Origin of the sequence: Pseudomonas idahonensis (genome assembly GCF_037903935.1) — a bacterium.
Taxonomy (GTDB): domain Bacteria; phylum Pseudomonadota; class Gammaproteobacteria; order Pseudomonadales; family Pseudomonadaceae; genus Aquipseudomonas; species Aquipseudomonas danubii.
In genome coordinates, this window is record NZ_CP149586.1 from 5,450,587 (window position 1) to 5,464,913 (window position 14,327).

13 protein-coding genes are annotated in these 14,327 nt (G+C 60.5%); 2 read left to right on the forward strand and 11 right to left on the reverse strand.

Going from position 1 to position 14,327, the window contains the following annotated elements; genetic code table 11:
* Positions 1-2 precede the first annotated feature (2 nt).
* Positions 3-824 (forward strand): M23 family metallopeptidase, encoded by an 822-nt coding sequence (locus tag WIN67_RS24530; protein ID WP_110597130.1) that lies wholly within the window; start codon positions 3-5, stop codon positions 822-824.
* A gap of 357 nt (positions 825-1,181) precedes the next feature.
* Positions 1,182-2,861, forward strand: a complete 1,680-nt coding sequence (leuA, locus tag WIN67_RS24535) for a 2-isopropylmalate synthase (RefSeq protein ID WP_102880803.1) — start codon at positions 1,182-1,184, stop codon at positions 2,859-2,861.
* 88 nt (positions 2,862-2,949) lie between these two features.
* Here leuA and WIN67_RS24540 read toward each other — a convergent pair whose 3' ends face one another.
* The 11 genes from WIN67_RS24540 to rlmN form a co-directional block, all read right to left on the reverse strand.
* A complete protein-coding gene (locus tag WIN67_RS24540; RefSeq protein WP_102860406.1) occupies positions 2,950-3,357 on the reverse strand; it encodes a hypothetical protein in 408 nt (135 codons plus the stop codon).
* A 96-nt stretch (positions 3,358-3,453) separates the two neighbouring features.
* On the reverse strand, positions 3,454-4,245 hold the full coding sequence (locus WIN67_RS24545; RefSeq protein ID WP_339070145.1) for an amidohydrolase: 792 nt from the start codon (positions 4,243-4,245) through the stop codon (positions 3,454-3,456).
* Positions 4,233-5,381, reverse strand: coding sequence for a pyridoxal phosphate-dependent aminotransferase (locus WIN67_RS24550; protein ID WP_339070146.1), 1,149 nt, complete (start codon positions 5,379-5,381; stop codon positions 4,233-4,235). Before WIN67_RS24550 ends, WIN67_RS24545 begins: the two co-directional genes overlap by 13 nt.
* 120 nt (positions 5,382-5,501) lie before the next feature.
* Positions 5,502-6,974 (reverse strand): ribosome biogenesis GTPase Der, encoded by a 1,473-nt coding sequence (gene der / locus WIN67_RS24555; RefSeq protein ID WP_011063203.1) that lies wholly within the window; start codon positions 6,972-6,974, stop codon positions 5,502-5,504.
* Positions 6,975-7,115: 141 nt separating this feature from the next.
* The gene (bamB, locus tag WIN67_RS24560) at positions 7,116-8,267 is read right to left on the reverse strand and encodes an outer membrane protein assembly factor BamB (RefSeq protein WP_102860403.1); all 1,152 of its coding nucleotides are present in this window, start codon (positions 8,265-8,267) and stop codon (positions 7,116-7,118) included.
* Positions 8,260-8,901 (reverse strand): tetratricopeptide repeat protein, encoded by a 642-nt coding sequence (locus tag WIN67_RS24565; RefSeq protein ID WP_102860402.1) that lies wholly within the window; start codon positions 8,899-8,901, stop codon positions 8,260-8,262. Before WIN67_RS24565 ends, bamB begins: the two co-directional genes overlap by 8 nt.
* Positions 8,902-8,941: 40 nt before the next feature.
* Entirely contained in the window at positions 8,942-10,231 is a 1,290-nt protein-coding gene (gene hisS / locus WIN67_RS24570; protein WP_102860401.1) for a histidine--tRNA ligase, read from the reverse strand.
* Between the two features lie 23 nt (positions 10,232-10,254).
* On the reverse strand, positions 10,255-11,364 hold the full coding sequence (gene ispG / locus WIN67_RS24575; RefSeq protein WP_016968333.1) for a flavodoxin-dependent (E)-4-hydroxy-3-methylbut-2-enyl-diphosphate synthase: 1,110 nt from the start codon (positions 11,362-11,364) through the stop codon (positions 10,255-10,257).
* 3 nt (positions 11,365-11,367) lie between these two features.
* Positions 11,368-12,390 carry a RodZ family helix-turn-helix domain-containing protein gene (locus WIN67_RS24580; protein ID WP_339070147.1) on the reverse strand — a complete coding sequence of 341 codons (1,023 nt, stop codon included), beginning with the start codon at positions 12,388-12,390 and terminating at the stop codon, positions 11,368-11,370.
* A complete protein-coding gene (gene pilW, locus WIN67_RS24585) occupies positions 12,390-13,148 on the reverse strand; it encodes a type IV pilus biogenesis/stability protein PilW (protein WP_102860399.1) in 759 nt (252 codons plus the stop codon). Before pilW ends, WIN67_RS24580 begins: the two co-directional genes overlap by 1 nt.
* Before the next feature lie 12 nt (positions 13,149-13,160).
* Positions 13,161-14,309, reverse strand: coding sequence for a 23S rRNA (adenine(2503)-C(2))-methyltransferase RlmN (gene rlmN / locus WIN67_RS24590; RefSeq protein WP_102860398.1), 1,149 nt, complete (start codon positions 14,307-14,309; stop codon positions 13,161-13,163).
* Positions 14,310-14,327: the final 18 nt, after the last annotated feature.

The window sequence follows — 14,327 nt, forward strand, 5'->3', positions numbered from 1 at the left end:
CCATGCCGCGCTTTCTCACTTCCCTGCTGTTGCTGTGCCTGGCCTTCAACGCCAACGCCGACAGCTACATCACTCGCCTGTTGAACAAACCCGTGCCTGGTGGCGTGGCGGTAGTGGACCTGGGCAGCGCAGCCCAGGCGCCCAAGGTCAGCTACCAGGGTAAACCCGTGCTGGTGGTGAAGGAGCAGAACAACTGGCTGGCCATTGTCGGTATCCCGTTGACAGTCAAGCCAGGCACCCAGCAAATCAGCGCCGGCAACCGCAGCCTGAACTTCGTGGTGGGCAGTAAAAAATACCCCGAGCAGCACATCACCCTGAAGAACCAGCGCCAGGTCAATCCAAACCCGGCAGACCTGAAACGCATCGATGGAGAACTGGCAGAGCAACTCCGTGCCTATCGCAGTTTCAGCCCCAACACCCCGAGCAACCTGCTGCTGGACAAGCCAGTGAACGGGCCGCTGTCGAGCAAGTTCGGGGTGCGCCGGTTCTTCAACGGCGAGGAGCGCAATCCCCACGCCGGCCTGGACTTCGCAGTGCCGGCAGGTACACCGATCAAGACTCCGGCAGCCGGCAAGGTGATCCTGACCGGCAACTACTTTTTCAATGGCAACACGGTGTTCGTCGACCACGGCCAGGGCTTTATCAGCATGTTCTGCCACATGTCGAAGATTGACGTGAAGGTGGGTCAGTCCCTGGCTCGCGGAGCAGTGGTGGGCAAGGTGGGCTCGACCGGACGCGCTACCGGCCCGCATATGCACTGGAATATCAGCCTGAACGATGCCCGGGTCGATCCGGCAATCTTCATCGGGGCGTTTCAGCCCTGATCCCGAGCCCTGATCGCCGGCAAGCCGGCCTCCCCTGAGAATTGCGCAGCCCATCACGACTGCGCAATCGTTAGTATTCTTTCAAAGAATAGGCAGCATAAAATCTCGATATAGATTCGATTTCGAGTATTCCTCTCAATTTTTTCCGACTGCTTGCCATCTCTCACCTCAGTGGTTAGGGTTGAGCACATGAAAACCTCTCACACCCTCATTCAGCGTCGTCAACACCGGAGCCTCTGCCTCGTCAGCGCACGACTGCCAGGCTGAATCGCGGTGCCTCATCCCCCTGCGTCAACACTTCACTCTTGACTCACCGGTAGGCCGCCTCTTTTCGGCCCGGACCATAAGGATTTCTCCATGACCATGCTCAAAGACCCCTCCTCCAAGTACCGCGCGTTCCCGACCATCAACTTGCCGGACCGCACCTGGCCGTCGAAGACCATCACCCGCGCGCCGATCTGGTGCAGCTCGGACTTGCGTGATGGCAACCAGTCGCTGATCGAGCCGATGGATGCGGTCAAGAAGCTGCGTTTCTGGAAGACCCTGGTGGCCGTTGGCGTGAAAGAGATCGAGGCATCGTTCCCCGCCGCCTCGCAAACCGACTTCGACTTCGTGCGTACCCTGATCGAAGGCGGCCACATCCCGGACGACACCACCATCCAGGTGCTGACCCAGGCCCGTGAAGACCTGATCGCCCGCACCTTCGAATCCTTGCGTGGTGCCAAGAAAGCCATCGTCCACCTGTACAACGCCACCAGCCCTTCGTTCCGCCGCATTGTCTTCAACCAGGACAAGGCCGGTGTGAAAGAAATCGCGGTGAACGCGGCCAAGCTGTTCGTCAAATACGCCGCCCAGCAGCCGGAAACCCAATGGCAGTTCGAATACTCGCCAGAAACCTTCAGCGCCACCGAACTGGAGTTCGCCAAGGAAGTCTGCGACGCCGTGGTGGAAGTCTGGAACGCGACGCCGACCAACAAGGTGATCCTCAACCTGCCGGCCACTGTTGAAGTGGCGACACCCAATATCTATGCCGACCAGATCGAGTGGTTCTGCCGCCACATCAACCGTCGTGACAGCGTGCTCATCAGCCTGCACACCCACAACGACCGTGGCACTGGCGTAGCCGCCACCGAGTTGGGCCTGATGGCGGGCGCCGACCGTGTCGAAGGCTGCCTGTTCGGCAACGGCGAACGTACCGGCAACGTCGATCTGGTCACCGTGGCCTTGAACCTCTACACCCAGGGTGTGAACCCGGAACTGGACTTCTCCGACATCGACGGCGTACGCAAAGTCGTGGAAGAGTGCAACCAGATTGCCGTGCATCCGCGCCATCCTTATGTCGGCGACCTGGTGCACACCGCCTTCTCCGGCTCCCACCAGGACGCGATCCGCAAGGGCTTCGCCCAGCAGAAAGCCGATGGCTTGTGGGAAGTGCCGTACTTGCCGATCGATCCGGCTGACATCGGTCGCAGCTACGAGGCGGTCATCCGCGTCAACAGTCAGTCGGGCAAAGGCGGTATCGCCTACCTGCTGGAACAGGAATACGGCATCAGCTTGCCGCGCCGCATGCAGATCGAGTTCAGCCAGGTGGTGCAACGTGAAACCGACCGCCTGGGTCTGGAGATGACCGCCCAGCAAATCCACGCGCTGTTGCACAGCGAATACTTGCAGGCCAACACCCCGTACGCGCTGGTCAGCCATCGCCTGCAGGAAGAAAACGGCCACAGCGCCGTGGAAGTGGAAGTGTCGAGCAAGGGCCAGGGCGAAACCAACCTGAGCTGGCGCGGCAAGGGCAATGGCGCCCTGGAAGCCCTGGTGGCCGGCCTGCCGATTCCTGTAGAGATCATGGACTACAACGAACACGCCATTGGTGCGGGCACCAACGCCAAGGCTGCGGCCTACATCGAACTGCGGGTCAACGGTGAGCGTGCGGTCCACGGTGTTGGTATCGACGAAAACATCACCACTGCCAGCTTCAAGGCGCTGTTCAGTGCCCTGAACCGCTCCCTGAGCGAGCAGGAAGCCAAGGCCGCTTAAGCAGCCCTGATAAAAAAGGCCCCGGGGAGTTCTGCTCCTCGGGACCTTTTTGTATCCGGCCTTGAGCTAACAACTGGCGGTGTGTGCCTCAGGCATGCACATCAACGCTGAACATGGCCTGCAACAAAGCTGCCTGCAACACTTGCAAGGTGCTGTTGGTTACGGCGATCTGGGTCTGGATCTCCATCACTTGCTGGACTTTCTGCTCATCGCTGGCCTGCCCCTTCTCGACACTGGCCAATTGCGCCTGTTGCTGTGCCAGGATCTTCTGGGTCTGTTCGATCTGCTTCTGCAGCTGCTTGACCGGATCGCCTCCGCCTTTCACCGCATCGATACTGGCATCCGCAGAGTTGACTCGCAGTTCCTGGTCTTCGGCGTCCTTGTTTTCAGCCACCGGCGCCAGCGGGCTGGTGCTGGTGTCTTCGGCTTCCCCCATCTTGGCTTTCGGCGCGGACAGCGGGTAAGGATTGACGACATTGGCATTGATGGTGGTCATGAGTGATTCCTCCTGAATGCCCGTCCTATCGGCTTTCATCCCTGAAGCTTGATATCGGCAACCTGTAAAAAAGTGTGCAGCCGCGCCCCAATCCTTCTAGGTGAACATGAAGGTATCGGCGTCGAGATTCGCGGGAAAGCGTGCTCGATAGGCCGCCAACTCGCCGGCGTTCAAACGTACCTGGAACACCCCATCCGCCTCACCGGCACTGAGCAGGGTCTCGCCCTGGTAGTCCAACACCTGGCTATCACCGGTATACGCAAAGCCCTTGCCGTCGGTACCTATCCGGTTCACCGCAGCGACATAGCACAGGTTTTCAATGGCTCGGGCCGGCAACAAGCGGTTCCAGTGCAGCCGCCGAGCCCCGGGCCAGTTGGCGGTGTACAGCAGCAGATCAGTGTCCTGGGCATCGCGGCTCCACACCGGAAAACGCAGGTCGTAGCAGATCAGCGGACGAATCCGCCACCCCTTGAATTCGAACTGTACCTGGCGCTCACCTGGGGTGAAGTGATTGTGCTCGCCGGCCATGCGGAACAGGTGGCGCTTGTCGTAATGCCAGACTTCACCGTCGGGACGCGCCCACAACAGGCGGTTGCGATGGCTGCCGTCCGCCGCCTGGATGATCACGCTACCAGTGATCACCGCATCGAGCTTCTTCGCCTGACAGCGCAGCCACTTGCTGGTGGGGCCGTTCTCCGCCTCCGCCAAGGTGCTGGATTCCATGGAGAATCCGGTGGTGAACATTTCCGGGAGGATGATCAGATCCGCACCGCGGGCCTGCTCCAGCAACTGCTCGAAATGCTCGAAGTTGGCCTGGCGGTCATGCCAGGCCAGGGTGGTCTGGATCAACGCCAGATTCAGATCGGGTAACGCACTCAGATCACGCATAGTTTCTCCGCTGCCTGACGCAGCGTCTCCTCGCGCTTGGCAAAACACAGACGTACCAGACGCTGCCCCTGGGGCGGCTGCTGATAGAACACCGACACCGGAATGGCTGCCACGCCGTGTTCGCGGGTCATCCAGGTCGCCATGTCGACGTCATTCAAGTCTGGACGAATCCGCGAATAGTCCACCAGTTGAAAGTAGGTGCCGGCCACCCGGGTAAAGCTGAAGCGCGAAGGGCTCAGCAAGTCGCAGAACAGATCACGCTTGGCCTGGTAGAAGGCCGGTAGCTGCTCGACATGTTCCGGGCATTCGGCCATGAAGTCCGCCAGAGCGTACTGCAAAGGGGTCACGCCGCAGAAGCTGACATATTGATGCACCTTGCGCAGCTCGGCGCTCAAGGCCGGTGGCGCTACGACATAACCGGTCTTCCAGCCGGTCACGTGGTAGGTCTTGCCGAAAGAGCTGACGACGAAAGCCCGCGGATACAGCTCCTCGTGGGCCAAAACGCTGACATGGGGCACACCGTCAAACACCAGGTGCTCATAGACCTCATCGCTGACCAGGTAGATGTCGCGATCACGGATCAACGCTGCCAGTTGATCCAGTTCGGCACGGCTGATCAAGGCTCCACTGGGGTTGTGCGGCGTGTTGAGAATGATCATCCGCGTACGCGGGCTCAGGGCTTCGCCAAGTTTCTGCCAGTCGATGGCAAAGTCATCAAGGCCCAGTTGCACATGCACGCAACGGCCGCCGGCCAGTTCCACTGCCGGCTCATAACTGTCGTAACAGGGATCGAAAACGATGACCTCGTCACCGCGCTGAATCACCGCCTGGATGGCACAGAAAATGGCCTGGGTGGCGCCCGGGGTGATGGTCACTTCGCTGTCGGCATTGACCTCGACGCCATAGCTGCGAGCGATTTTCGCCGCCACCTGTTGGCGCAAGGCCGGCAATCCGGTCATGGGTGCGTATTGGTTGTGGCCATTGGCGATATGCCGTCCAACCGCGTCACGCAAGGCTTGGGGACCCTCGAAATCAGGGAAGCCCTGGGACAGATTGAGCGCTCCGGTTTCAACCGCGAGCTGGGACATCTGCGTGAAGATGGTGGTGCCGACATTCGGCAGCTTACTGGTGATCATGAGGATTCCCTGCTGAACACCCGGCTCTACGACGGCGCGGGAGGTCCCGAGAATAGCCCAAACACCGGGCATGAAAAAGGGCGCATAAAGCGCCCTCTTACCCACACAAATCCCGGTCGCTCAGCGCTTGTCGCGGCGCTTCTTGTCGGCCTTCTTGTGGTGCGACATCAAACGACGCTTCTTGTTGACCTGGCGGTCGGTCAGCGTGTTCTTGTTGCCCTCGTACGGGTTCTCGCCACCCTTGAACTCGATGCGAATTGGCGTGCCCACCAACTTCAGTACACGGCGGTAGGTGTTTTCCAGGTAACGCACGTAGGACTTGGGCACCTTCTCCACCTGGTTGCCGTGGATCACGATCAGCGGCGGGTTGGCACCACCCAAGTGGGCGTAGCGCAGCTTGATCCGACGGTTGTTGACCATGGGTGGCGCGTGCTCGCCAACGGCGTCTTCGAGAATCTGCGTCAGGCGGCTGGTCGGCCAGCGGGTCACCGCCGACTTGAAGGAGTTCTGCACCGACTGGTAGAGGTTGCCCACGCCGGTTCCGTGCAAGGCCGAGATGAAGTGGATATCGGCGAAGTCGACGAAGAACAACCGGCGCTGCAGCTCGGTCTTCACATAGTCGCGCTCGCTTGGCTGCATGCCGTCCCACTTGTTCAGGGCGATCACCAGGGCCCGACCGGCTTCCAGGGCGAAGCCCAGCAGGTTCAAGTCGTGGTCCACCACGCCTTCCCGGGCGTCCATGACGAAGATCACCACGTTGGCGTCTTTGATCGCTTGCAGGGTTTTGACCACCGAGAACTTTTCAACTTCCTCGTGGATCTTGCCGCGCTTGCGCACACCGGCGGTGTCGATCAGCGTGTACTTCTCGTCGTTGCGCTCGAACGGGATGTAGATACTGTCGCGGGTGGTGCCGGGCTGGTCGTAGACGATGACCCGGTCTTCACCGAGCATGCGGTTGACCAGCGTGGATTTACCCACGTTGGGGCGGCCGATGATGGCGATCTTGATCCCGTCTTTCTCGCTCGGACCAGGAATGCGCTTGGCTTCCTCGCCTTCGGCGACGATCTCTTCCTCGCCTTCTTCCGGCTCGTCGGCGTCATCCTTGGGGAACTCGCTCAGGGCGATTTCCAGCATCTGGGTGATGCCGCGGCCATGAGCACCAGCGATTGGAATCGCATCGCCCATACCCAGTGGCGCGAACTCGGCGCGGGCCATGTCCGGGTCGATGTTGTCGACCTTGTTGGCGATCACATAGGAGGTCTTGTTACGTTTGCGCAGGTGTTCGCCAATCATCTGGTCGGCCGCGGTAAACCCGGCCTTGGCGTCCACCAGGAACAACACCACATCAGCTTCTTCGATGGCCAGCAGCGACTGCTCGGCCATCTTTTCATCCATGCCATGTTCGTCACCGGAAATACCACCGGTGTCGATCAGAATATAGGTACGCCCTTGCCACTTGGCCTCACCGTATTGGCGATCACGGGTCAGACCGGACAGGTCGCCAACAATGGCGTCGCGAGTCCGAGTCAGGCGGTTGAACAAGGTGGACTTGCCGACGTTAGGTCGGCCCACCAGGGCGATTACGGGAACCATGCGGCTCTCCACTGCGTTAATTGCGAAAATACAAAAGCCGCTGCGAGGCAGCGGCTGGTGCTCGGGGCAGCACCTTGAAGTGCTGCGAACCTTGTCAAGACAAGGCCGCTTGGGGAATCAACCCCAAGCATAGTCAAACCATTACTTGATGGTCAGGGCTTCCAGTTTGCCGCTGTTGCCATACACATAAATCATGTCGCCCACCACCAGCGGACGAGCGCGCAGGCCGTCGCTATCGATGCGGGTACGGCCGACGAAACGGCCGTCCACCTGACTCAGCAGGTGCAGGTAACCTTCCAGGTCACCCACCGCTACGTAGCTGGAGAAGACTTCCGGGGCCGACAGTTGACGACGGGCCAGGGAGTCGTTGCTCCACAGGGCCGTAGTCGAACGCTCGTCCACGCCTTCCACGGTGCCCGACGACAGGCTGACATAGACGCTGCCAAAACCTTGCGCCACACCGGCATAGCTGGAAGCGTCACGCTGCCACAACGGACGACCGCTCTCCAGGTCCAGGGCAACCACACGTCCCTGATAGCTGGCGACGTACAGGGTACCGCCGGACAGCAGCAAGCCGCCGTCGATGTCCACTACCCGATCCAGCTCGGAACGGCCTTGTGGAATAGCGACACGCTGCTCCCACACCGGCACGCCGTTGCGGATATCCAGCGCCACCACCTTGCCAGTGGAGAGACCGGCCAGGGCCAGACGGTTGGTGGCCAACGGCGCACTGGTGCCCCGCAGGGTCAGTACCGCTGGAGTGCTGTCGTAGAGCCAGAGCTGGTTGCCGGTGCTGGCATCGAGGCCAATCACCCGGTCATCCTGAGTCTGGACCACGACCACGTCACCGTTGGTCGCCGGTGGAGCCAGCACTTCACTGGTGACCCGGGAGCGCCACTTCTCTTCACCGCTGGAAGCATCCAGGGCAACCACTTCGCCTTTCAGAGTGCCGATCATGACCAGGCCGTAACCCACGCCGACGGCGCCGGAAACAGGCAGTTCGAGATCTTTCTTCCATTTGACGTCGCCGTTCATGCGATCCATGGAAACCACAACGCCAGTGACGTCGGCGGCATAGATGGTGTCACCATCGATCGCCGGCACCAGCATGTTGTAGGTTTCGCCCTGACCGTCACCGATCGAACGGCTCCACTGCTTCTGCAGGACCACTTCTTCTTTGAAGTCGACCAGTTCAGCCGGCGGCAGTTCTTTCTTGCTGTTGCTGCTGCAACCCGCGGCCAACAAGGCCAGGGCCAGCAATGCTGCATGTTTCCAACGGATCACGTCATGCATCCCCTTTGGCCAGGTCGTCCAGCTTGATTTGTAAGCCACCGACCGCCGCCTCATCCGAGAGCGCCGCCTTGGCTTTTTGGTATGCCGCATGAGCTTCATCCACACGGCCCAACTGGACCAGCAGATCACCCTTGAGTTCTTCGCGGGTCGCCAGGAACGCCTTGTCGGCATCACCCTCGAGCAGCTTCAAGGCCTCGTCAGCCTTGTTCTGCGCCGCCAGCACCTGGGCCAGACGCTGGCGCGCCACTTCACCCAGAGCCGGGCTCGCCGGCTTGTCGAGCACCGCTTTGAGCTGCGCCGCTGCGTCGTCCAGCTTGCCGGTGTCCACGGCTACCTTGGCCACGAACAGGTTGCCGTATTGCGCGTAGGCAGTACCGCCGAACTCGCTGTTGAGCTTGCCGGCCAGGTCTGCAACCCGGGCGGCGTCAGGCTTGCCATCTGGCGTCAGGGTGGTTTCCAGCAGTTGCTGATAGAGCACCGAAGCACCTTGCGACTGATTGTTCTGATACTTGTGCCAGGCCTGCCAGCCGAACACGATAACCAAGGCCAACAGGCCGCCAGTCACCAGGGGTTTGCCGTTGCGCTGCCACCAGTCTTTCAATTCCGCCAGCTGTTCATCTTCGGTACTCGACACCCCAATACTCCTTATTCGCTAAATCGGCTGTTTGACAGCTTCAACCCTGCACGATGCAGGTGGCCAGGTGCGCGGCGAGCGCATCCCAGGCTATGCTTTGTTGTTCACCCTGGCCACGCAGGGGTTTGAAACCTACCACTTGCTGGGCCAGTTCGTCGTCACCAAGGATCAGCGCGTACAACGCACCGCTCTTGTCGGCCTTCTTGAATTGGCTCTTGAAGCTGCCGGCACCGGCATTGATCTGCAGACGCAGGTTCGGCAATTGGTCTCGAACGCGCTCACTCAGCGCCAGTGCGGCCAGTTCGGCAGCCTCGCCGAAGGCGCAGAGGTAAACGTCGACCTGACGCGAGATTTCTTGCGGGATCTGCTCCAGGGTTTCCAGCAGCAGCACCAGACGTTCGATCCCCATGGCGAAGCCAACACCCGGTGTAGGTTTGCCACCCATTTGCTCGACCAGCCCGTCGTAACGGCCGCCGGCACACACCGTGCCCTGGGCGCCGAGCTTGTCGGTGACCCATTCGAAAACGGTCTTGCTGTAGTAATCCAGCCCGCGCACCAGCTTCGGGTTGATCACATAAGGGATACCCGCGGCGTCCAGACGGGCCTTGAGCCCCTCGAAGTGCACACGGGACTCTTCGTCCAGGTAGTCGGCCAGCTTGGGCGCGTCCACCAGTACGGCTTGAGTGTCCGGATTCTTGGTATCGAGCACGCGCAGCGGATTGGTCTTCAGGCGACGCTGGCTGTCTTCGTCCAGCTTGTCCATGCGCGCCGACAGGAACGCCACCAGCGCGTCGCGATAACGTGCACGAGCCTCAGCAGTGCCCAGGCTGTTCAGTTCGAGCTTGACAGCATCACGGATGCCCAGCTCGCCCCACAGGCGCCAGGTCAGCACGATCAGCTCAGCATCAATATCCGGACCGTCGAGGTTGAAAACCTCGCAACCGATCTGGTGGAACTGGCGATAACGGCCTTTCTGCGGGCGCTCGTGACGGAACATCGGGCCGATGTACCAGAGCTTCTGCACCTGGCCACCGCCAGTGATGCCGTGCTCGAGTACCGCGCGGACGCACGCCGCAGTGCCTTCCGGACGCAGGGTCAGGGAATCACCGTTGCGGTCTTCGAAGGTGTACATCTCTTTTTCGACGATGTCGGTCACTTCACCAATGGAGCGCTTGAACAACTCGGTGAATTCGACGATCGGCATGCGGATCTGCTTGTAGCCGTAGTTATCCAGCAGACGCGCCACAGTGCCCTCGAAATAACGCCACAGGGGCGTCTGCTCGGGCAGGATGTCATTCATGCCACGAATGGCTTGCAGAGACTTGCTCACAAAAAATCCTTAAATACGTTCGGTTAGCCGCGAGCGATCAGCGCTGCGTCGGCTTCGACCTTTTCGGCCGCCTTCTGCCGGATCAGCTTTTCAAGCTCGTCCACCAGATTGTCATTGGTCAGTTTCTGTGCCGGCTTGCCGTCGATGTAGATCAGATTCGGCGTACCACCGGTCAGGCCGATATGCGCCTCTTTGGCTTCACCCGGACCGTTGACCACACAACCGATCACGGCGACATCCAACGGCACCAGCAGGTCTTCAAGGCGCCCTTCCAGCTCGTTCATGGTTTTCACCACATCGAAATTCTGCCGCGAGCAGCTCGGGCAAGCGATGAAGTTGATGCCACGGGAACGCAGGTGCAGGGACTTGAGAATGTCGTAGCCGACCTTCACTTCCTCGACCGGGTCGGCCGCCAACGAGATGCGAATGGTATCGCCAATGCCTTCGGCCAGCAGCATACCGAGGCCGACGGCGGATTTCACCGTGCCTGAACGCAATCCGCCGGCTTCGGTGATCCCCAGGTGCAGAGGCTGGATGATTTCCTTGGCCAGCAAGCGATAGGCCTCGACGGCCATAAACACGTCGGACGCCTTCACGCTGACCTTGAAGTCCTGGAAATTCAGGCGTTCAAGGTGCTCGACGTGGCGCAGTGCCGACTCAACCAGCGCTGCTGGAGTCGGTTCGCCGTACTTTTTCTGCAGATCTTTTTCCAGGGAGCCGGCGTTGACCCCGATACGGATCGGAATTCCGCGGTCACGGGCGGCATCCACCACCGCACGCACCCGATCTTCGCGACCGATGTTGCCGGGGTTGATCCGCAGGCAATCGACACCCAGCTCGGCTACGCGCAGGGCGATCTTGTAGTCGAAGTGAATGTCGGCCACCAACGGCACCTTGACCTGCTGCTTGATGCGACCGAACGCCTCGGCGGCGTCCATGTCCGGCACCGAGACCCGCACGATGTCGACACCGGCAGCTTCAAGGCGGTTGATCTGGGCGACGGTTGCGGCCACGTCGTTGGTGTCGCTGTTGGTCATGCTCTGCACCGCAATCGGGGCATCGCCACCGACCGGTACCGAGCCGACCCAGATCTTGCGGGACTCGCGACGTTTGATTGGAGATTCGCCGTGCATGACTTATTGACCTAACTTCAGGCGAGCGGTCTCGCCACTGGTGAACGGGGCGATATCCACCGCCTGACCGTTGTAAGAAATTTGTGCGCCACGGGCATACCCCAGACGTACGGCAAAAGGCGGCTTGCCGCTAACATCGACCGTTTCACCCTTGCGCTTCAGGGCACTGAGCAGAATCTTGCCATTGCCATCGATGACCTGGGCCCAGCAGTCGGCACTGAACTGGATCTGCACCTGGCCCGACCCGGCAACCGGAGAGGTAGGCGCCGCTGCAGTGGCAGGATTCGCTGGCGTAGCGGGTACGACAGCCGGAACCGGCGCCTGAACTGCAGGTGCGCTGACAACGGGCGCAACGGTCGGGGCGGTATGCGCAGGAGGGGTTGGGGCCGCAGGAGTCGCAACCGGAGCCGACGTTGCAGGCGCCACTGGATTGGCAGGCGCCTCAGCAGCAGCCAGGCTCTGAGTTTGCGCGGCGTTGTCCTGGGCTTCGCTCTGACCTTCGGCGACGGCCTGGTCTTCCGGCTCGTCGATTGGATGGATCTGCGTGGTGCCATCGGCACCCTCAACCTCAACGTGCTCGGGACTCAAGGAGATCGGCTCCTTGCCGCGCAAGGAGGACTGATCCTGCCACCAGATGAAACCGCCACCCACCACGGCCACCAACAGCAGCAAGCTGACGATGCGCAGGATGGTGTGGGAAACCCGTACCGGCTCTTCGATACGACCCAGAGCGTGAACGCTGCTGCCTTGGGAGTCGGTACCGGTGTATTGATCGAATTCCTGTACCAGGATGGCCTGGTCCATGCCCAGCAATTTGGCGTAGGCACGGATATAGCCGCGAGCAAAGGTATGCCCTGGCAGTTTGTCGAACGCGCCGGCTTCCAGATTGCTCAGGGAGCTCACGGTGAGGTTGAGCTTGTGGGCCACTTCAGCCAGCGACCAACCATTGCTTTCGCGGGCCTGACGCAGGGTCTCACCGGGGTTTACGCGAGTCACTGCTTGAACTTCGGGATGCGCCGCTTTCATCATTGCTCCGACAGGTATTGCTGATATTCCGGCGTACCGGGATAAAGTCGTTTTAGTTGCAGGCCGTAACTGGCGGCCTTGTCGCGATCTTCGAACACCGTTGCCAGCCGAACGCCGAGCAATAGACTACGTGCATTTTGCTCGCCGAGCAGGCTAAAACGATCGTAATAGTCGCGCGCGGGCACATAATGCCTGTCTTCGTAAGACAACTCAGCCATTTCCAGCAATGCGCGGGGCTGTTGGTGATTCAGGCGCAGGGCTTTTTCCAGTTGCAGTTGGGCCAGCTCACGCTGGCCCAGCTTGGAAGCGGTCATACCGAGGTTTTCGAACACCCGGGAACGCTCGGGGTACAGAGTATCAGCAGCGGCCTGCTCGAAGCGCTGATAAGCCTCTTTGTAACGTTTTTCTTCGAACAGGAAGCTGCCGTAGTTGTTGAGGATACGCGCACTGTCCGGACGGGCCGCCAGGGCTTGGCGAAAGTGCTCATCGGCCAGCGCAGGTTCCATCTCGGCCTGGAACACCAGCGCCAGGGCGGCGTTGGCATCAGCATCGGCAGGCGCCAGCTCCAGGGCCTTTTTCAACGGCACCTTGGCCCTTTCGCTCATCCCCTGCTGCAAATACCCCAGGCCCAACTGTACGTAGGCCTCGCGCGCCTCATCACGGCCCTTGCTGGTGTTCATCGGACTGGAATCACCCGACAGAACACAGCCAGCACAGAGACTGGCAACAAGCAGGAGCAGCGCGAAGCGCAGGGTCATGGAGATCCTCTCTCAGGTACGGGTCGCGGCGCTTTGCGGCATATCGGCGTCGGCGCTCAGCTCACGCACGGCGATATAACGTTCGCTACGGCGGGTGCGATCCAGCACCTGCCCGACCAACTGACCGCAGGCGGCATCGATGTCTTCACCGCGAGTTGTGCGCACGGTGACATTGAAGCCGGCATGATGCAGTTGGTCCTGGAAACGACGAATGGCGTTGTTGCTCGGACGCTCGTAACCGGAATGAGGGAACGGGTTGAACGGGATCAGGTTGATCTTGCAAGGAATGTCCTTGAGCAACTCGATCATCTCAACCGCGTGTTCCAGCTTGTCGTTGACGTCCTTGAGCAGGGTGTACTCGATGGTCAGCACGCGCTTCTCGCCCAGGGAGGACATGTAGCGCTGGCAGGACTCCAGGAGCATCTTCAGCGGGTACTTCTTGTTGATCGGCACCAACTGGTTGCGCAGCGCATCGTTGGGTGCGTGCAGCGACAACGCCAGGGACACGTCGATGTGCTTGGCCAGCTCATCGATCATCGGCACCACGCCGGAGGTGGACAGGGTCACACGGCGCTTGGAAATGCCGTAGCCCAGGTCGTCCATCATCAGGTGCATGGCGGCGATGACGTTGTCGAAGTTCAGCAGCGGCTCACCCATGCCCATCATCACCACGTTGGTGATGGCACGGTCGACAGTTGCCGGGACGCTGCCAAAGGATTTGTTGGCAATCCACACCTGGCCGATGACTTCGGCGGCGGTGAGGTTGCTATTGAAGCCTTGCTTGCCGGTGGAGCAGAAACTGCAATCCAGGGCACAGCCTGCCTGGGACGAAACGCACAGAGTGCCGCGCTTGCCCTGGGGAATGTACACGGTCTCGACGCAGCTGCCGGACGCCACGCGCACCACCCATTTGCGGGTGCCGTCGCTGGAGATGTCCTCGCTGACCACTTCCGGACCGCGAATCTCGGCAACGGCCTTGAGCTTCTCGCGCAAGGCCTTGCCGACATTCGTCATGGCGTCGAAATCATCGACGCCAAAGTGGTGAATCCATTTCATTACCTGACCGGCACGGAAACGCTTCTCCCCGATTGAGTCGAAGAATTTCTCCATTTCCGGTTGAGTTAACCCCAACAGGTTAGTTTTGCCGATCGATGTAGTCATGGTCTCACCCCTCACTCG